Raw genomic sequence first — 18,085 nt, 5'->3', positions numbered from 1 at the left:
GGTCACGCCAGCAGGCCGGTGAAGTCCTCCCCGCGGGCCAGCCGCTCCAGTTCGTCCAGTGCGGCCACGGCGGCGGCAGCGGACGCGGGGTCGCGCTCCGGCAGGCCGCTCTGAGCGAACTCGTCCTCGTCGAGGCGCCGTACGTCCGTGCCGTCCGCGGAACGCCACAGGTCCAGGTCGAGGTCCTCGACGACCAGTTCGGTGCCGTGGAGCACGGCGGGGCGGGTGATGTCGCAGTACCAGCCCTTCAGCGCCCCGGCCGCCGTCCGGACCTCCTTCACCGAGTACCACCGGTCGCGCCAGTAGTACTCGGTGAAGACGTCGCCGGCCTCGAAGCGCACGAAGCCGAAGTCGCGGACGCCGGCACCGGCCCAGGGGGCGCGGACGGCGAGACGGACGCCGTCGTCGTGCAGCAGCACGCCCGCGTACCGGATCTTCGTACGGCCCGCCTTGACCAGGACGACGTCCACCTCCGCCGGTGCCTCAGCCGAGTTCGCGGACATGGCGCACCTCCGTTCCGCAGACCTCGTACCCGAGCCACTTGTTGACGGCGAGCATCGGGCCGTTGTCCGTGTCGTTTCCGGTGAGCGCCTCCGTGTACCCGGCGGCGCGGGCGCGGCGCAGGGAGTCGGTCTTGGTGAGCTTGGCCAGGCCCCGGCCGCGGTGGGCCCGGACCGTGCCGGTCATGGCGGTCGAATACCGAACGCCGCCGTCCGTGTGGGCCACGCTGAAGGCGACGGGGCGGCCGTCGACGACCGCGACCGTGGTCAGCTCGCGGTTCAGCAGCGGGTGCCGCCAGGTCTCCGCGAGCCACGCCTCGTAGTCCGTGAACTCGACGGCGACGTCGCTCGGCTCGTCCGCCACCAGCTCCGCGTCCAGTTCGAAAATCGGGCGGGGATCGTCGGCGAAGTCGGCGGCGGTGCGGAGTTCGACGCCGGGCGGAGCGGCCGGTGCGTCCGGCAGGGCGGCGTTCGCCAGGTCCAGCCGGAGGAAGTGGGCGGAGCGCCGCCGCTCATAGCCGTGCCGTTCGGCGAAGGCGAGGCTCGCGGGCTCGTCCAGCACCCACGCGAACAGGTTCGTCGCCCCCTCCGTGGCGAGGTACTCCTCGGACGTGCGCACCAGCAGCCCGCCGGCACCGCGGCGGACCCGGTCCGGGCGGACGTAGACGTTGAGGTACGCCTGCCCCGGCTCCGGACTGTCGTGGGCCAGCCCGAGCTGCGCCGTGCCGATCGTCTCCCCGTCCTCCTCCGCGACGAGGGACCGGCTCCGGGCCTTTGGGGGCGTGTGGACGAGGCGGTGGACGACGGCCTCGGGCGTCCACAGGATGTACGGCAGGGCGAGGTGCCGGACATGGGCGAAGGCGCCGACGTCGGCCGGATCGTCGGGACGCAGGTCGCGTACGAGTACGGTCATGTGGGCGCACGCTACGGCGGGAGGGCCGCCGGGTGCCTCTCATTTTTCCGGGGATACGGGACAATCGCCGGGTGACCTTGCAGATCCACATCGATGACGGCACCCCGCCCTACGAGCAGGTGCGGGCGCAGATCTCCGAACAGGCGCGGTCGGGGGCGCTGCCGGTCGGCTACCGGCTGCCGACCGTGCGCGGACTGGCCGAGTCCCTCGGCCTCGCCGCGAACACGGTCGCCAAGGCGTACCGGGCGCTGGAGGGGGACGGGGTGATCGAGACGCGGGGGCGCAACGGAACGTTCGTCGCTGCCGCGGGGGCGGCGGCGGAGCGGGAGTTGGCCTCCGCGGCCCAGGACTATGCCGAGCGGGCCCGGCGGCTCGGAGCGGGGGAGGGGGACGCGGTGGCGGCGGTGCGGGATGCGGTGCGGGCGGTTTACGGGGATTGAGTGCCGTTTTGGCGGGGGGCCGGTGGTCGGCTGCGGGCGCGTTGTGGCTTGTCGCGCGCACGCGGCGGAGCCGCACATGTCTCAGCCCCGCGCCCCCAGCTGTGTTCGGGTGACCGTGAGACCAGAAGTACGCGCCAGCCGGGCGAAAGTCTGCGCGTCGCTCACCGCCGCACCGTTCGGGTCGTTGTTGAAGTACGCGTAGACGTCCTGCCGGGGCCAGGTGTCCTGGACGCGCCGTACCCACGTGGTGAGCGACCGGCGGCCGTAGTGCGGCCAGGCTGCCGCCCGGCCCTGGTGGAAGCGGGCGTAGCCCCAGTCGGTGGTGCGCCACAGGGGGGTGACCGGGCGGGACAGGACGTCCGCCCAGCACAGGGCCGCGCCCCGGGAGACCAGGACCTCCCGGACCTCGGGCGTCCACCAGGAATCGTGCCGGGGTTCCACCGCGACCCGCGTGCCGGGCGGGAAGCAGGCCAGACAGGTTTCCAGGAGGGCCGGGTCGGCCCGCAGGGTCGGGGGCAGTTGCAGCAGGACCGGACCGAGGCGGTCGCCGAGGCCCGCCGCGTGGGTCATCAGGCGGTCGACGGGCTCCTCGGGTTCCCGCAGGCGCTTGATGTGGGTGAGGTAGCGGCTGGCCTTCACCGCGACCGTGAAGTCCGCCGGCAGCCGGTCCCGCCACGCCTCGAACGTCTCCCGGGACGGCAGCCGGTAGAAGGCGTTGTTGATCTCGACCGTGGCGAAAGCCGCCGCGTACCGCTCCAGCCACAGCCGCACGGGCAGACCGGGCGGGTAGAGCACGTCCCGCCAGTCCCGGTACTGCCAGCCCGACGTGCCGACGAACAGGGTCATACCCCTATCAAAGCAGCTACAGGTAGAGCCCGGCCTCCGCGCCGTCCCGCGGCTCCGGCAGCGTCGTCGGCGAGGTGCCCCGGCGCAGCGCGTACAGCTCCGCCAGCGTGGCGCCCTCGCGGCCGATCCCCTCCTCGGTGCCGAGCCAGTTCACCGCCTCCCGGCGGGTCAGCGGACCGACCTCGATGCGGGCCAGGCAGCGGCCCGGGCGGACGACGGCGGGGTGGAGGCGTTCCAGGTCCTCGTTGGTCGTGACGCCGACCAGGACGTTGCGGCCCTGGCCCAGGAGTCCGTCCGTCAGGTTCAGCAGCCGGGAGAGGGCCTGGCCGGCCGTGTGCTTGGCCTCGCCGCGGATCAGCTCGTCGCAGTCCTCCAGCAGCAGCAGCCGCCAGCGGCCCTTGCCGGTCGTGTCGTCCTCACCGATCGCGATGTCCATCAGGTAGCCGACGTCGGAGAAGAGCCGCTCCGGGTCCAGTACGCAGTCGACCTGGCACCAGTCCCGCCAGGAGCGGGCGAGGGTGCGCAGGGCCGAGGTCTTGCCGGTGCCCGGCGGGCCGTGCAGGAGCAGCAGGCGGCCCGCGATGTCCTCCGGCGTCGTCTTCATCAGCCCGTCCATCGCGTCCGCGACCGGCGCCGTGTAGTTGGCCCGGACCTCGTCCCAGGTGCCCGCGGAGATCTGCCGGGTGGTGCGGTGCGGGCCGCGGCGCGGGGAGACGTACCAGAAGCCCATCGTCACGTTCTCCGGCTGCGGTTCGGGTTCGTCCGCCGCGCCGTCCGTCGCGTCGGCGAGCACCTTCTCGGCGAGGCCGGCGGTGGTCGCCGTCACCGTGACGTCGGCGCCCCGGTTCCAGCGTGAGACCAGCAGCGTCCAGCCGTCGCCCTCGGCCAGGGTCGCGCTGCGGTCGTCGTCGCGGGCGATCCGCAGCACGCGCGCACCGGGCGGCAGCAGCGTCGCCCCGGACCGCACGCGGTCGATGTTCGCCGCGTGCGCGAAGGGCTGCTCGCCCGTCGCGAAACGGCCGAGGAACAGCGCGTCGACGACGTCGGACGGGGAGTCGCTGTCGTCGACGTTGAGCCGGATCGGCAGGGCGTCGTGCGGGTTCACGGACATGCCGCCATGATCCGGCACCCGGCCGCCGTGTGCACCCGGTTTCCCGGGCGCACACGGCACGCGGTGCGGTGCGCGGGGCTGGGCGGCCGGCGGTTCAGGCACCGGCCCCCGGCATCCGCTCGCGCAGCCGCCCCCGCACCCGCCGCGCCCGGCGGATTACGGCGTACCCCGTGGTCAGGGCCCGGTCCCGCGCGAACGTGCGGGCGATCGCGCGGCCGTCGAGCAGCCGGGCGAACTCCTCCGTCCCCGTCGAGCGGCGCACGGTGAGCCGGCGCAGGGCGTACGGCCCCTGCGTCCGGCGCGCCAGGCCGTTGCCGACGGCGAGCGCCTGCGCGTACCCCGTCTCGCGCACCGCCCGCCGCACCCGGCGGTCGGAGTAGCCGTACGGGTAGGCGAAGGAGGCGGGCACGGTGCCCAGCTGGTCGGCGACGATCTCCTTGCAGTGGATCAGCTCGAAGCGCAGCCGTTCCTCGTCGAGCTGGTCGAGCTGCGGATGGGTGTGGCTGTGCCCGCCGATCTCCACGCCGGAGGCGGCCAGTTCGCGGACCTGGTCCCAGTCGAGCATGGTGTCCAGGGCGCCCCCGGTGTCGTACGGACCGCGCAGCCAGCCGGTGGAGACGAACAGCGTGGCCGTGAAGTCGTGCTTGGCGAGGGCGGGCAGGGCGTGCCGGTGCACGCCTTCGTAGCCGTCGTCGAAGGTGATGAGGACCGGCCGCTTCGGCAGCGGACGTCCCAGGCGCCAGGCGGCGGCCAGCTCCGCCGTGCCGACCGGGGTGAGGCCCCGCTCGGCGATCGCCGCCATCTGCTCGGCGAACGCCCGCGGGGTCACCGACAGGACGCGGGTCGCCTCGTCCGGGTCGTCCGCGACCGCGTGGTACATGAGGACCGGCACCCGCGCGTCCGCGGCGTACGTGTCAGCCACGCGCGGCCCCCTCGGCCGGCCCGGCCGGCGCCACGGTGAAGGAAGCCCCGCCCCGCCGCGCCCGTACGCTCCCCACCACGTAGCCGCCCGCCGCGGTGAGCACGCCGGCGACGATCGCGCCCGCCCGGCCCGCACCGCCCGGCCGGGCCAGCACGGCGTCGCGCAGCCCGCGCACCACACCGGCGGGCAGCACCCGGGTGGCGTACCGGCGTTCGGACTCCAGGCCCTTGTCCGCGCCGACGCTGCGGGCCACCAGGGCCTTGGACAGACCCTCGGCGTAGGTGCGGGTGCGGAAGTAGGCGAAGTGCTCGCGGACCTCGGGCACCCGGTGGTGGATCACCGCCCGGTCGTCGATCAGCAGCACGGCGTCGGGCCGGGCGCGGGTGAGCCGGATGCACAGCTCGGTCTCCTCGCAGCCCAGCGGGCGTTTGTCGCCGTCGCGCCCGATGCCGGTGGCGAAACCGCCCGCCGCGTCGAACGCCTCCCGCCGGAAGGAGGCGTTGCCGCCGAGGACGTTGCGCACCCGGATCCGGCCGGGCGGCAGACCGCGGTACGTGCAGCCCACCACCCAGTCGAACTCCTCCGGGAACCAGACCGGCCGGCGCCCCGACGCCCAGACCGGCACCGTGCGCCCGCCGACGGCGACGACCGCCGGATCGGCGTAGCCCTCGGCGAAGTGCCGCAGCCAGTCCCGTTCGGCCACGGCGTCGTCGTCGAGGAAGGCGATCACCTCGCCGCGCGAGGCGGCGATCCCGGTGTTGCGGCCGGCGGACAGCCCGCGGGGGCCCGCGTTGGCGAGCACCCGCACGTCCTGCCCGTCCGGGCTCTCCCCGTACTCCTTCAGCAGCCGTTCCCGCAGCGTCTCGTTGTGGTCGACGACCAGCAGCGTCTCCCGCGCCGGGTGGGACTGCGCCCGCACCGAGGAGACCGCCGCGAGGATGTCCTCCCAGCGGTCCTCGGTGTAGACGCAGATCACGACGGAGATGGTGAGGGGGGCGTCGGTACCGCTCAAGACGCCTTCCTCCGGACCGGGACGACCGGGGCGACCGGGGTGGCCGAGGCGAGCGTCGGCGCGTGCGTACGGCCGCGCAGCGCACGCCGGTTGGAACGCTCGTCGAGGATCACTCTGAGCACCCGCAGCCCGTCCCGTACGGCGCGCAGGTTGCTGACTCCGTGGATGCGCAGGTACTCGTGGCTGGGTATCTCCTGCACCTTGAGCCCCGCCTTGACGACCCGGATGTTCATCAGGGTCTCCACCTCGAAGCCGGTGCAGTCGAGGTCGATCTTGTCCAGGCAGTGCCGCCAGAACGCGTTGTAGCCGTAGCAGAGGTCGGTGTAGCGGGCGCCGAACTTCCGGTTGACCACCGCGCACAGGGCGCGGTTGCCGAGCTTGCGGATGAAGGTCATGTCGTCGGTGCCGCCGCCGTTGGCGAAGCGGGAGCCCTTGGCGAAGTCGGCGCCGGAGACCAGCGCGGAGACGTACGACACGATCTCCTGGCCGTCGGCCGAGCCGTCGGCGTCGACCATCACGATGATGTCCCCGGTGCACGCCTTGAATCCGGTGATCAGCGCGTCCCCCTTGCCCTTGCCGCGCTGCTCGACGACCTTGACGTCCGGCCACAGCTCCCGGGCCACCCGCACGGTGTCGTCGGTGGAGTTGCCGTCCACGAGGACCACCTCGTGGATCCAGTCGGGCAGTGTCTTGAAGACGTAGGGGAGGTTCTCCGCCTCGTTCATCGCCGGTATCACCACGCTCACCGGCGGTGCTATCGCAAGGTGCGAGGAGACGGGCCGGTACTTCTCGGCGGGAGACGGATCGGACGACGGATCGTTGCCCGTCGACGCCGGCTGCAGAACTGAGCTCATGAGTCTGGTCCCTCTCGTCCGGCGGACCGCCCGCCCCAGGGACGGTCCGGCTCTGTATCCGGTTCGAAAGGGGGGTTCTCACCCACGGCGCGACGGGACGGATCTCCGTGCGTGCCAGGTGAGCTGGCAAAGCCTGTCGGCGCCGCGATGAAACGGCGGTCGACCGCGCGGCACGGCCCGGTCACCGGTGCGGTCACCGAGCACGGCACCCCCCTACCGCGCGTCCCGTCCCGGTCCGCCGCGGCCTCGAGCCCTCCCCTGGGCCGCTTGCCGACGTACCGATGCGGGAGATGTATGACGGTATTGACGATTGAACCCGTATGGCAAGACCTGGAACCAGGTCTCACGTTTTTGTTGGTTTGCCGTCATCCGTTCTTCTTGCGGGGCGGTTTCCCGCGGCACGGGTCTCCCTGACCGTTCCGCTTTGCCCCCCGAAGCCCAAGATGCCGGGCCTCAATGTGGCCCAGCCCTCGGGAGACCGTCAAGACGGCACTGGTGTTCCCGCCGGTTTTCGTCCGATTTTGAACGACCGTCAGCCATTTTTTGGCATGGACACTTCCTGTCAACACGCGTAGCTGCTACCACGGTTGACGGCAGAGATCCTGCTAAAGGAGGTTCCATGAGACGTTCCCGACTTGTCGGCTTCCTGAGTTCGCTCCTCCTCGCCGCCGGCGCGGCCCTCACCGGGGCCGCGACCGCCGAGGCGGCCCAACACGCCGCAGCCGAGGGCTATGTGGCGCTCGGCGACTCCTACTCCTCCGGTGTCGGAGCGGGCAGCTACATCGGCTCCAGCGGCGACTGCAAGCGCAGCACCAAGGCCCATCCCTACCTCTGGGCGGCCGCCAACTCACCCTCGAGCTTCGACTTCACCGCCTGCTCCGGCGCCCGTACGGGTGATGTTCTCGCCGGACAACTCGGCCCGCTCAGCTCCACCACCGGTCTGGTGTCGATCAGCGTGGGCGGCAACGACGCCGGCTTCGCCGACGTCATGATCGCCTGCGTCCTCCAGTCCGACAGCTCCTGCCTGTCCCGGATCGCCACCGCGAAGGCGTACGTCGACTCGACGCTCCCCGGCAACCTCGACAACGTCTACTCCGCGATCCGCGACCGGGCCCCCAACGCCCGCGTGATCGTCATCGGCTACCCGCGCTTCTACCAGCTCGGTACCTCCTGCATCGGCCTCTCCGAGACCAAGCGGAAGGCGATCAACGACGCCGCGGACCACCTCAACACCGCGATCGCCAAGCGCGCCGCCGACCACGGCTTCACCTTCGGCGACGTACGGTCCACCTTCACCGGACACGAGATCTGCTCCGGCAGCTCCTGGCTGCACAGCGTGAACTGGCTGAACATCGGCGAGTCGTACCACCCGACCGCGGCCGGTCAGTCCGGCGGCTACCTTCCCGTCCTCAACGGCGCCGCCTGATCCGCCGGCCCCTCACGGGCCGTCCTGAGCGGAAGGAGACGGAGAAGAAGGGGAAGAGGAGGAGGCCCCGCCCGTCGGGGTCTCCGTCCCGGGCTCCGTCTCCGCCGCGCACGTCACGGAGAACGCCACCGCGTTCGACGTCACCCCCACCGGCTCCCGCACCTCCACACGGACCGCGCCCTCGAACGCGCCGCTCGCCTCGTCCGTCGTCACGACGACCGTGTCCTGCCGCGAGCGTTCACCGCCCGCCGGGAACGACAGCGTCCGCCACCCGGGATCGGAGACCGACCCGTCCTCGGTCACCCAGCGGTAGCCCACCTGTGCCGGCAGCCGCCCCACCGTGAACGTCGCCGTGAAGGCGGGCGCCCGGTCGTGCGGCGGCGGGCAGGTCCCCTCGTACTCGGTGTGCGCGCCGGCCACGGACACCCGCACCGACTGGGGCGGCGGACTGCCGCGCCGGCTGTGACTCGCGGAGGAGGCAGGCGGAGTCGGCTCCGTACCGCTCTCGGCCGTGCTCGGCGCGAGCGTGCTCGCCCCCGGTTCCGGACTCCCGCCCGAACCCTCGGTTCCGCCACCGCCGCCGGACCGGTCGAGCAGCGCGTACGTCAGTCCGGCCAGCGCCAGCACGAGCACGGCGAGCCCCAGGACCAGCACGGCCCGCGCCCGCCGGTCCCGGCCGCCCGCCCCGGCGGGTACGGCCCCTGCCGCGTCCGGCGTCGTCGAGGACACCGGCGTCCGGGGAGCCGGCGCCGGCCCCGGCTCGGGGAAGGCCGCGACCGTCGGGGCGTACGCGCCGGCCGGCACCGCGCCCGTCCTGGGCGTGCCCGCCCCGTCGACGGCACCCCCGGCGGCCACCAGGCGCAGGTCCCGCTCGGCCCGTTCGGCGGGGAGCCGCTCGGCCGGGTCCTTGCGCAGCAGGCCCTCGATGACGGGCGCGAGCGCCCCGGCCCGGTGCGGCGGCGGCAACTCCTCATCGACGACGGCCCGCAGAGTGCTCAGCGGGGTGTCCTGGCGGAACGGCGAGGCTCCCTCGACCGCCGCGTACAGCAGCACGCCCAGGGACCAGAGGTCGGACTCGGGGCCGGGCGTGCGGCCCAGGGCCCGTTCGGGAGCCAGGAACTCGGGGGAGCCGACGACCTCGCCGGTCATGGTCAGCGCGGAACTGCCCTCGACCATGGCGATCCCGAAGTCGGTGAGCACCACCCGGCCGTCGTTCGCCAGCAGCACGTTGGCCGGCTTCACGTCCCGGTGCAGCACCCCCGCCGCGTGCGCGGTCCGCAGCGCGGCCAGCACCTCGGCCCCGACGGCCGCCGCGCGCCGCGGCTCCAGCGGGCCCTCGGCCTCCAGTTGGTCGGCCAGTGACAGCCCGCGCACCAGCTCCATCACGATCCAGGGACGGCCGCCGTCGGTGGCCACGTCGTACACCGTGACCACGTTGTGGTGGGCCACCCGGGCGGCGGCCCACGCCTCCCGCTCCAGCCGTGCGTACATCCGCCGCACGTCGGATTCGGGCAGCCCGGCCGGGGCGCGCACCTCCTTGACGGCGACCTCGCGGTGCAGCACCTCGTCGCGGGCGCGCCACACCGTGCCCATCCCGCCCTCGCCGAGGGGGGACAGGAGGCGGTAGCGGCCGGCGATCACGCGCTCACTGCCGGGTTCCTGGGACACCGGCGCCCCCTCGAAGTCTCGCGCGGACATTCCGGGAACGGGCCCGTCGTTCTCCCGCGTTCACCCCAAAAGTAGCTCAGCCGAGTGCGGATGCGGCCCCCTGAACACCGATCCGGTCCCCGAGGAGGAGGACGTATCGCTTCGAGTGCGCGGCCGACCCGCGTTTTCGGCCCGCCGATTCGTAACTCCAGCCGTAGGGCGCGCCGTCGCGAGCCCGGTGGTGACGCCGACGGGCCGGTGCGGCCCGCGGAGAGAGGGGGACGGGGTGGAGGCGGACGAGCTGCTGATGCTCGTGGCGGACGGCGACCAGAAGGCCTTCGAGGACCTGTACGGGCTGGTCTCCGGCCCGGTGTTCGGACTCGTACGGCGCGTGGTGCGCGACCCCGCCCAGACCGAGGAGGTGACGCAGGAGGTGCTGCTCGAACTGTGGCGGTCCGCCGCGCGGTTCGACCCGAGCCGGGGGAGCGCCCTGTCCTGGGTCCTCACCGTCGCCCACCGCCGCGCCGTCGACCGGGTGCGCAGCGCCCGCGCGGCCGGCGAACGCGAGCGGCGCGAGGCCCGGCGCGCCCACCACCCCGCCTTCGACCAGGTCGCGGAGGAGGTCGAGGCCGGCCTCGAACGCGAGTGGGTACGCCGCTGCCTGGACCGCCTGACCGCCCTGCAGCGCCAGTCCGTCACCCTCGCCTACTACGACGGCTACACCTACCGGGAGGTCGCCGAGCGCCTCTCCCTCCCCCTGGGCACGGTGAAGACCAGGATGAGGGACGGACTGGGCCGCCTGCGCGACTGCCTGGGAGGCGCCGCATGAGTCTCTTCGGCCGGCGGCCGCGCCGAGGCGGCCTCCACTCGCTCGCCGCCCCCTACGCCCTGGACGCCCTGGAAGGCGCCGAACGGATCCGGTTCGAACGGCACCTGGAGGGCTGCGACCGCTGCGCCGCCGAGGTCAGGGTGCTGTCCGAGGACGCCGTCCGGCTGGCCTGGTCCACGGCCGCACCGGCCCCGGCCGCCCTGCGCGACCGGGTCCTGGCCGCCGTACGCACCACCGCGCAGGAGCCCGCGCCCGGACGCGGGCCCGTCCGCCGGCCGCCGTCCAACGTGCGGGGAGGCGGGCCGTCGCCGGAGCGTTCCCGCACACCCCGGCCGCGTCCCCTGTTGGTGCCCTTCGCCACGGTGACGGCCGCCGCCGCGCTCGTGGTCGCCGCGCTCTTCGCCGTGCAGGCGGACCGGACGCGGGGCGAACTCGACACCGCGCGGGACCGGGCACGTGAGATCGCCCACGTTCTCGCCGCTCCGGACGCCCGCGTGACCGGAGGGGAGGACGGCCGCGGGCGCAGTATCGGAGTGGTCGCTTCCGTGTCCGAGGGGCGCGCGGTCGTCACCCTGAGCGGATACGGCGAGCCGTCCGGCGGTCGCGTGCACCAGCTCTGGCTCGTGCGCCCCGGCGCACAGCCGCGCTCCTTGGGGCTCCTCGACGACGACACGCCCCTGGTCGCCTCCGGCCTGGACCGGTCGGCCACATCACTCGCGGTGACGGTCGAACCAGGCGGGGGCTCGGACCGGCCCACGAGCAGGCAGGTCGCCCAACTCGCCCTGGAACCTGTCGGATTCGGAGAGTAATCGTCAACCCCCTTACGGGGAAGGTGAATCCTGTGACCGCGATACACGCATGCCGTACCGGGGCGATAGGGTTACCCTGCCCGGGCCGGGTGGACTCGTACGGGTGGGGAGTGACATGGAACAGATAACAGTGCGCAGCAGGGCCAGGGTCCCTGCGATCACCTGCGGCAGCAGCGCGACCAGCTCGCGCCTCGACCGCCATCTCGCGGTGCTCGGAGGGCCTGCCCTCCCGCAGCGGGAGACGGTGGAGGCGACGTCGCTGATGCGTGAGCTGACCGCGCGTGAGCCCGCGCACAAGCGCAGCAACCGGGGCGCCAGGGTGCGCCGGGTCTCGCTGTTCGCGCCACTGCGCCGACTGCGCCGTTCGCTGTTCGGCGGCAACTGAGGCCCCGCGCTCCGGCGGTCACACCGTCCCGGCGCGGCGCCGCGCACAAGCCCGTCATCCCCACGGCACGCAGCGGCGCCCCGGTGTGGCCCCGGCGCGGGTGCCATCCGTACGTCCGGCTCCTCGTCGTCACGCCCGTTCCGTACGTCTGTCTCCTCCGTGCGTCCGCGTTGTCGCGGTGTCACCACGTCGGCCGCTTCCGTACTCCGTCCCGCCGTGTCCCCGCCCGGCGGTGACGCCCGTCGGCCCGCTCAGCCCTCCCCGCGCGCGTAGCGGCGTACGGCGAGCGGAACGAAGACCGCCAGCAGGACCGCGCACCAGGCCAGCGACCCGGCGACGGGATGCGCCACCGGCCAGGCGGCTCCCTCCGGCACCGGTGCGTTGCCGAACAGGTCACGCAGCGCCGTGGTCACCGCGCTGATCGGATTCCACTCGGCGACCGTGCGCAGCCAGTCCGGCAGCCCTTCGGTCGGGATGTACGCGTTGGACAGCAGCGGCAGGATGAAGGTCGCGCCGCCCAGCTGGCCGGCGGCCTCCTCGTTGCGGGTGAGCAGGCCCAGGAAGACGCCGATCCACGTCGTCGCGAACCGGAACAGCAGCAACAGCCCCACGGCGCCCGCCGCGCCGAGCGCGCTGCCCTCCATCCGCCAGCCCACCGCCAGCCCGACCAGCAGGAAGGGCACCATGCCGGCGGCGGTGACGAGCAGGTCCGCGACCGCCTGTCCCAGCGGCACCGCCGCCCGGCTCACGGGGAGCGTCCGCAGGCGGTCCGTCACGCCCCGGTGAGTGTCCTGGGCGGCCTGGAACATGCCCGTCATCAGGCCGTTCGCGGCCGTCGCGACCAGCAGGCCGGGCACCAGGAAGGCCCGGTACTCCTCGCCCGGCATCGCCAGCGCGCTGCCGAAGACGTAACCGAAGAACAGCAGCATCGTCACCGGCATGGTCTGGGTGAGGATCAGCAGGCCCGGGTTGTTCCGCAGCCGCCGGAGCTGGCGGCCCAGCATCGCGGTGCCGTCGTGGGCCAGGTCGTACGCCACGGTGCTCATGCCGTCAGCTCCTCGTTCTCGCCGGTGAGGCGGAGGAAGACGTCGTCGAGGGTCGGCGGGCGCAGGCTCGCGTCCAGCAGGGGTACGCCCGCCGCGTCCAGCTCGCGCACCAGGCGCGGCAGGGTCAGCGTCGGGTCGGTGCTGACCGCGCCCACCGTGCGCCGGTCGGGGTCGAGGGCCGGCTCCGCCCCCGTGAGCCGGTCGAGGACCCCGGCCGCCCGCGCCATGGAGTCCGCGTCCGCGACGACGGCCTCCGCGTACGCCCCCACCAGCGCCTTGAGTCCGGCCGGGGACCCGGTGTGGGCGACCCGGCCCCGGTCCACCAGGGCGATGTCGTCGGCGAGGCGGTCGGCCTCCTCCAGGTACTGCGTGGTGAGCAGCACGGTCGTGCCCTCCTCCTTCAGGGCGCGCACGGCGTCCCAGATCTGGTTGCGGCTGGCCGGGTCGAGCCCCGTCGTCGGCTCGTCCAGGAACAGCACCTCCGGGCGGCGCACCAGGCTCGCGGCGAGGTCGAGACGGCGTCGCATGCCGCCGGAGAGGGTGGACGCGGGACGGTCGGCGGCCTCGGTCAGCCGGAAGCGGCCGAGCAGCTCGTCCACCCGCGCCGACGCGTTCCGCAGCCGGTGCAGCCGGGCGAACAGTCGCAGGTTCTGCCGGCCGGTGAGGTCCCCGTCGACCGACGCGTACTGCCCGGTGACGCCGATCCGGCGCCGGACGGCGGCGGACTCGCGCACCAGGTCGTGCCCGGCGATCCGCGCACTGCCCGCGTCCGGCCGCAGCAGCGTGGTCAGCAGGCGCACGGCCGTCGTCTTGCCCGCCCCGTTCGGCCCGAGCAGCCCGCACACGGTCCCCTCGGCCACCGCCAGATCCAGGCCGCGCAACGCGCGCACCTCACCGAATCGCTTCTCCAGTCCCTCACTAAGTACGGCGTACGTAGTAGTCATGGTGTGACCATAGCGCACTACGTACGCCGTACGTAACTAGGATGGTGGCCGAGGTGATGCACCATGGCGGGCCGACCGGCCGTACCCGAAGTGATCTGGGCGCGCCCCGAGCGCACCGGCCGGGGGCCGAGACCGGCCTACACCCGCGCCGACATCGCCGCCGCCGCGGTGCGGATCGCCGACGCGGAGGGGCTCGACGCGGTCTCGATGCGCCGCGTCGCCGCCGAGCTGGGCTGCGGCACCATGTCGCTCTACAACTACGTCCCCCGCAAGGAGGACCTGTACGAGCTGATGATGGACGCCGCCAGCGCCGAGCACGAGCTGTGGGAGCCGAGCGGCGACTGGCGCGCCGACATGCTCCGGGTGGCCCACCAGACCCGGGCGCTGATGCACCGACACACCTGGCTGACCCGCCTGATGTCACCCGTGTACGGCTTCAGCCCCCATGCCCTGCGCTACCTGGAGCACTGCCTCGCCTGCCTCGACCCCCTCGACGCGCCCTGCGGGACGAAGATGGAACTGGTCGCGATGGTGAACGGCGTCGTGACGACGTACGTCACCAACGAGCTCGCCACCGCCGAGCGCACCCGCTCGCTGCCCTGGTCCGAGGAGCAGGAGAACGCGGTGCGCATCGCCTACCTGGGCGCACAGCTGGCGAGCGGCACCTACCCGCGGCTGGCGGCGTCCTTCGGCGAGGACGCCGGGCCCGTCGACCTGGAGGCCGTCTTCGAGCGGGCGCTGACGCGGGTGCTGGACGGGTTCGCCTGAGCGGGGCGGCCCGTGGGCCACGGGGTGGTGCCTGAGCGACTGGGGGCCGGGGCGTCCGAGCGCCGGGGGCCGGGGTCGCCCAGGCGTCGGAGCACCGGGGGCCGCCCGGGTGTCGGCGCGCCTGCGTGTCAGGTGAGCGCCGGGGGCGGGGCGTTCGGCCGCCGGAGGGCCGGGGCGTCCGGGCGTCAGGGGTGCCGCGGGGCGTCCGGCGGTCTACAGCAGGGCCAACTGGCCCTCCGGCCCCTCCTCCTGCCCGTCCAGCACGGACGCGGGTCGACGGGCCGCCGCGGGCACCGGCAGGACGCCCGCCTCACGAAGCTCCGACGCGGTGATGCGGGACGTCACCTCCAGCTCACCGCAGCGCGGGCGCACCTCGGCGAGCAGCGCGAGGACCGTGACCAGTTCCAGCAGCTCCGACGTCCAGGTCTGCGGCCAGGCCGCCGGGCGGACCGCCTCCAGCGTGCCCGGTTCGCCCTCGGCGGTGCGGGCCGCGAACCACTGCTCCACTACCCGGACCCCGCCCGCTTCGAAGTCCCAGGCGCCGGGCGGCACGGGGGAGACGCGCCCCTCGTCCAGGTACAAGGCTTCCTCGTCCCGGTCGTAGCGCAGCGTCAGCGGGCGCGCGGGCAGCGGGGCGCGGACGTACGGGCGGCGGCCGCCGGGCAGCTTGGGTCGTTCGCCGTCGCGGCGCATCAGCCACAGGGCACGCCGGCCCAGCTCCACCCCGCGCTCCCACAGCGCCGGGTCCGCGGTGAGCGGTACGCGGGAGTCCGCCCCCGCCGCCGCCACCGTCCACGCCAGGACGTCCGGCGGTTCGGGGCGCCGGCCGAGGCGGGCGCCCAGGTGGTCGAGGAGGCCGGGCGCCAGGTTCGGTTCCGCCCCGCCGGGGCGACGGTACAGCGGGCGGACGCGGGCGGGGCCGAAAAGCGGCAGCCGGGAGGTCGCCAGGAGCGGAGGGGGGCCCGGGGCGTCGGGGGTGCCGGATGCGCCTGGGGTGCCGGTGGCCGCTACGACGAACACCTGCCGCTCGTCCGCCACCCGCCACAGCTCCGGGCGGGCCGCGTCGATCAGCCGCTGGTCCGGGATCAGCCACTGCTCGTCGAAGGGCGCGCGCAGCACCCGGACCGGTTCCGGACACGGTCCCGAGGCGCGCAGCAGCCTCTCCGTGCCGCCGGACGTGCCCGGCAGCCGCCCGACCGCCGTGTGCAGCGTGCGGGAGCGCGTCGGTTCGAACAGGGCCTCGCGGTCGGGGCCCTCGGCCTTCACCAGGGCCTCCCAGCGGGCCTTCAGGGATGCCGCGTCGGGAGCGGCCGGCCACCCCCGGCCGAGCCGCGGCGGTGCGACGGACCACGGCATGAGGTCCGCCAGCGGCGGGGCGTCGTCGTGCGTCACGCTGGGCATCGTACGACGGGGCACCGCACCCTCACGTGGCGTCCAGGGTGACCGTGAAGGAGAAGCGGTCGCCCCGGTAGTGGATGACCGCCACGTCCAGAACCCGGCCCGCCGTGTCGTACGTGATGCCGGTGTAGTGCAGGATCGGGCTGAGCAGCGGTACTTCGAGCAGCCGCGCCGTCTCCGGGTCGGCGAGCCGGGCCTCCACGGTGTCCGTGATCCGGCTGATGTCCACCCCCACCACGTCCCGCAGCACCTTGGTCATCGGCCAGCGGACCAGGTCGTCGGGGTCGATGCGGGAGGCCAGCTCGGGACGGACGTAGTTGCGGGCGTGGTTGGTGGGCTCTCCCGTCTGCTCGTCGCAGCGCAGCCGGTGGTACGTCCCCACCTGCGCCAACTCCGGGAAGTGCTCCAAGGCTTCGGGCGGCACGGGTCCGGTCCCGTGGTCCAGCAGCTCGGCCTTCATGCCGGACTGCTGGGCCACGATCGCGTCCACCGAGCCCAGCAGCCGCACCGGTGCGCCCCGCCTCACGTCCGGCTCGATGAACGTGCCGCGTCGCCGGTGGCGGGTGATCAGCCCTTCGTCCTCCAGCTCCTTCAGTGCCTGCCGCATGGTCAGCACGCTCACCCCGTAGTGGCCGGCCAGCTGCTCCTCCGTGGGCAGGCGCAGCGGGTCCCGGGGCGAGCGGCCCAGTATCGAGGCGCGCAGCGACTGCGACACCTGGTACCAGAGCGGCAGCTTGCGGTTCAGGACGATGGAGTCCGGGGCGAAGGAGGTCACGGGCCATCCGTACCGGTAGGGAATCCTCAGTGCAAGGGGCGGAAGTGACGCTCCAGGCCCCGCCAGACGTCGTCGTAACCCTGCTGCAGGTGCTCGGCGCGCGCCGCCTGGGGCGTGAGCGTCACGGGCCAGCGCGTCTCGAACATGAACGCCAGCCCGTCGTCGATCCGCTGCGGCTTCAGCTCGGCGGCGCTCGCCCGGTCGAAGGTCTCCCGGTCCGGGCCGTGCGCCGACATCATGTTGTGCAGCGAGCCGCCGCCCGGAACGAAGCCCTCCGCCTTGGCGTCGTAGGCCCCTTCGATCAGGCCCATGTACTCGCTCATCACGTTCCGGTGGAAGTACGGCGGCCGGAAGGTGTCCTCGCCCACCAGCCAGCGCGGCGCGAACACCACGAAGTCGACGCCCGCGAGGCCCGGGGTGTCCGAGGGGGAGGTGAGCACCGTGAAGATCGACGGGTCCGGGTGGTCGTACGAGATGGTGCCGATGACGTTGAAACGGCGCAGGTCGTAGACGTACGGCACGTGGTTGCCGTGCCAGGCGACCACGTCGAGCGGGGAGTGGCCGTAGGTGGCGGTCCAGAGGTTGCCGCAGAACTTGTTGACCACCTCCACCGGACCCTCGACGTCCTCATGAGCGGCGACCGGCGCCATGAAGTCCCGGGCGTTGGCCAGCCCGTTGGCGCCGATCGGGCCGAGGTCGGGGAGCTGGAAGGGGGCGCCGTAGTTCTCGCAGACGTAGCCCCGGGCGTCGGCGTCCAGCAGCTCCACGCGGAAACGGACCCCGCGCGGGATCAGCGCCACGTGACCGGGCTCGGCGTGCAGCAGCCCGAACTCGGTGCGCAGCAGCAGCCCGCCGCGCTCCGGGACGATCAGCAGCTCGCCGTCGGCGTCGCTGAAGACCCGCTCCATGGACGACGTGGCGTGGTAGAGGTGCACGGCCATGCCGGTGCGCTGCGTCGCGTCGCCGTTGCCGCCCAGCGTCCACAGGCCCGCGAGGAAGTCGGTGCCGGCCTCGGGCTCGGGCAGCGGGTTCCACCGCAGCCTGTTCGGGTCCGGCACCGCCTGGGTGAAGGGGGCGGTGCGGATCGCGCCGTTGCCCGTGCGGGTGAACGCCGGGTGGGCGGCCGACGGGCGGATCCGGTACAGCCACGAGCGGCGGTTGTGCGCCCTCGGCTCGGTGAACGCCGTGCCGCTCAGCTGCTCCGCGTAGAGCCCGAGCGGGGCCCGCTGCGGCGAGTTCCGGCCCTCGGGCAGCGCGCCCGGAACCGCCTCCGAGCTGTGCTCGTTGCCGAAGCCGGACAGGTAGGCCAGCCCCTCCGCGGTCTTCCGCGCGTCCCCACTCATCGATCGCTCCCTCGCAACCCTTGTCCCACCCGATTCCTATGGGACACCGTAGGATTGCGGTTTCCCGGGCGCAAGAGGTCGGACGGGCTTCCGGCGCACACCCGCCCTCATGGGTGT

At 73.6% G+C, this 18,085-nt stretch carries 19 protein-coding genes; 6 read left to right on the top strand and 13 right to left on the bottom strand.

Translation table 11 applies throughout. The features are described 5' to 3' along the window. Positions 1-2: 2 nt before the first annotated feature. Together ACFW47_RS20070 and ACFW47_RS20065 are read right to left on the bottom strand one after the other, a co-directional pair. On the bottom strand, positions 3-503 hold the full coding sequence (locus ACFW47_RS20070; protein WP_386287308.1) for a DUF402 domain-containing protein: 501 nt from the start codon (positions 501-503) through the stop codon (positions 3-5). Further along, on the bottom strand, positions 484-1,413 hold the full coding sequence (locus ACFW47_RS20065) for a GNAT family N-acetyltransferase (RefSeq protein WP_386306473.1): 930 nt from the start codon (positions 1,411-1,413) through the stop codon (positions 484-486). The genes ACFW47_RS20070 and ACFW47_RS20065 overlap by 20 nt, the downstream gene beginning before the upstream one ends. A 71-nt stretch (positions 1,414-1,484) precedes the next feature. Between ACFW47_RS20065 and ACFW47_RS20060 the strand changes: the two genes are divergently transcribed. Next, the gene (locus tag ACFW47_RS20060; protein WP_386287311.1) at positions 1,485-1,853 is read left to right on the top strand and encodes a GntR family transcriptional regulator; all 369 of its coding nucleotides are present in this window, start codon (positions 1,485-1,487) and stop codon (positions 1,851-1,853) included. 81 nt (positions 1,854-1,934) lie between these two features. On the opposite strand, the gene ACFW47_RS20055 is transcribed toward ACFW47_RS20060, so the two are convergent. From ACFW47_RS20055 to ACFW47_RS20035, 5 genes are all read right to left on the bottom strand, one after another. After that, positions 1,935-2,699, bottom strand: coding sequence for a DUF72 domain-containing protein (locus ACFW47_RS20055; protein ID WP_386306471.1), 765 nt, complete (start codon positions 2,697-2,699; stop codon positions 1,935-1,937). Positions 2,700-2,715: 16 nt separating this feature from the next. After that, positions 2,716-3,810 (bottom strand): DUF5925 domain-containing protein, encoded by a 1,095-nt coding sequence (locus ACFW47_RS20050; RefSeq protein ID WP_386287315.1) that lies wholly within the window; start codon positions 3,808-3,810, stop codon positions 2,716-2,718. A gap of 94 nt (positions 3,811-3,904) precedes the next feature. Then, a complete protein-coding gene (locus ACFW47_RS20045) occupies positions 3,905-4,690 on the bottom strand; it encodes a polysaccharide deacetylase family protein (protein WP_386306511.1) in 786 nt (261 codons plus the stop codon). Between the two features lie 34 nt (positions 4,691-4,724). Continuing rightward, positions 4,725-5,744, bottom strand: a complete 1,020-nt coding sequence (locus tag ACFW47_RS20040) for a glycosyltransferase family 2 protein (protein ID WP_386306469.1) — start codon at positions 5,742-5,744, stop codon at positions 4,725-4,727. After that, positions 5,741-6,598 (bottom strand): glycosyltransferase family 2 protein, encoded by an 858-nt coding sequence (locus tag ACFW47_RS20035; protein ID WP_386287319.1) that lies wholly within the window; start codon positions 6,596-6,598, stop codon positions 5,741-5,743. The genes ACFW47_RS20040 and ACFW47_RS20035 overlap by 4 nt, the downstream gene beginning before the upstream one ends. Before the next feature lie 619 nt (positions 6,599-7,217). Here ACFW47_RS20035 and ACFW47_RS20030 point away from each other — a divergent pair. Then, positions 7,218-8,024, top strand: coding sequence for an SGNH/GDSL hydrolase family protein (locus ACFW47_RS20030; protein WP_386306468.1), 807 nt, complete (start codon positions 7,218-7,220; stop codon positions 8,022-8,024). Between the two features lie 12 nt (positions 8,025-8,036). On the opposite strand, the gene ACFW47_RS20025 is transcribed toward ACFW47_RS20030, so the two are convergent. Continuing rightward, positions 8,037-9,722, bottom strand: a complete 1,686-nt coding sequence (locus ACFW47_RS20025) for a protein kinase (protein ID WP_386287323.1) — start codon at positions 9,720-9,722, stop codon at positions 8,037-8,039. 235 nt (positions 9,723-9,957) lie between these two features. Between ACFW47_RS20025 and ACFW47_RS20020 the strand changes: the two genes are divergently transcribed. The 3 genes from ACFW47_RS20020 to ACFW47_RS20010 all read left to right on the top strand — a co-directional run bounded on the left by ACFW47_RS20020 (position 9,958) and on the right by ACFW47_RS20010 (position 11,694). Next, the gene (locus tag ACFW47_RS20020; RefSeq protein WP_386287324.1) at positions 9,958-10,500 is read left to right on the top strand and encodes a sigma-70 family RNA polymerase sigma factor; all 543 of its coding nucleotides are present in this window, start codon (positions 9,958-9,960) and stop codon (positions 10,498-10,500) included. Continuing rightward, positions 10,497-11,309: an anti-sigma factor domain-containing protein gene (locus tag ACFW47_RS20015; protein WP_386287326.1), complete on the top strand. Its 813-nt coding sequence runs from the start codon at positions 10,497-10,499 to the stop codon at positions 11,307-11,309. Before ACFW47_RS20020 ends, ACFW47_RS20015 begins: the two co-directional genes overlap by 4 nt. Before the next feature lie 115 nt (positions 11,310-11,424). Continuing rightward, on the top strand, positions 11,425-11,694 hold the full coding sequence (locus ACFW47_RS20010) for a hypothetical protein (protein ID WP_052842055.1): 270 nt from the start codon (positions 11,425-11,427) through the stop codon (positions 11,692-11,694). A 251-nt stretch (positions 11,695-11,945) separates the two neighbouring features. Here the strand turns inward: ACFW47_RS20010 and ACFW47_RS20005 are convergent, their stop codons facing one another. Together ACFW47_RS20005 and ACFW47_RS20000 are read right to left on the bottom strand one after the other, a co-directional pair. Beyond that, positions 11,946-12,740, bottom strand: coding sequence for an ABC transporter permease (locus ACFW47_RS20005; RefSeq protein ID WP_386287328.1), 795 nt, complete (start codon positions 12,738-12,740; stop codon positions 11,946-11,948). Beyond that, positions 12,737-13,684, bottom strand: a complete 948-nt coding sequence (locus ACFW47_RS20000) for an ATP-binding cassette domain-containing protein (protein WP_386287330.1) — start codon at positions 13,682-13,684, stop codon at positions 12,737-12,739. The genes ACFW47_RS20005 and ACFW47_RS20000 overlap by 4 nt, the downstream gene beginning before the upstream one ends. Positions 13,685-13,747: 63 nt before the next feature. Between ACFW47_RS20000 and ACFW47_RS19995 the strand changes: the two genes are divergently transcribed. Beyond that, positions 13,748-14,452, top strand: coding sequence for a TetR/AcrR family transcriptional regulator C-terminal domain-containing protein (locus tag ACFW47_RS19995; protein ID WP_386287332.1), 705 nt, complete (start codon positions 13,748-13,750; stop codon positions 14,450-14,452). Between the two features lie 213 nt (positions 14,453-14,665). On the opposite strand, the gene ACFW47_RS19990 is transcribed toward ACFW47_RS19995, so the two are convergent. From ACFW47_RS19990 to hmgA, 3 genes are read right to left on the bottom strand one after another with little or no spacing between them, the layout of a single operon-like run. Further along, the gene (locus ACFW47_RS19990) at positions 14,666-15,853 is read right to left on the bottom strand and encodes a type ISP restriction/modification enzyme (RefSeq protein ID WP_386287334.1); all 1,188 of its coding nucleotides are present in this window, start codon (positions 15,851-15,853) and stop codon (positions 14,666-14,668) included. 22 nt (positions 15,854-15,875) lie between these two features. After that, positions 15,876-16,625 carry a GntR family transcriptional regulator gene (locus ACFW47_RS19985; RefSeq protein ID WP_386287335.1) on the bottom strand — a complete coding sequence of 250 codons (750 nt, stop codon included), beginning with the start codon at positions 16,623-16,625 and terminating at the stop codon, positions 15,876-15,878. 26 nt (positions 16,626-16,651) lie between these two features. Then, on the bottom strand, positions 16,652-17,968 hold the full coding sequence (hmgA, locus tag ACFW47_RS19980; RefSeq protein ID WP_386287339.1) for a homogentisate 1,2-dioxygenase: 1,317 nt from the start codon (positions 17,966-17,968) through the stop codon (positions 16,652-16,654). Between the last annotated feature and the right edge of the window lie 117 nt (positions 17,969-18,085).

The sequence above is a fragment of the Streptomyces sp. NPDC058796 genome, assembly GCF_042745235.1.
Lineage (GTDB): Bacteria > Actinomycetota > Actinomycetes > Streptomycetales > Streptomycetaceae > Streptomyces.
This window is presented reverse-complemented; position numbering and strand designations above follow the sequence as displayed.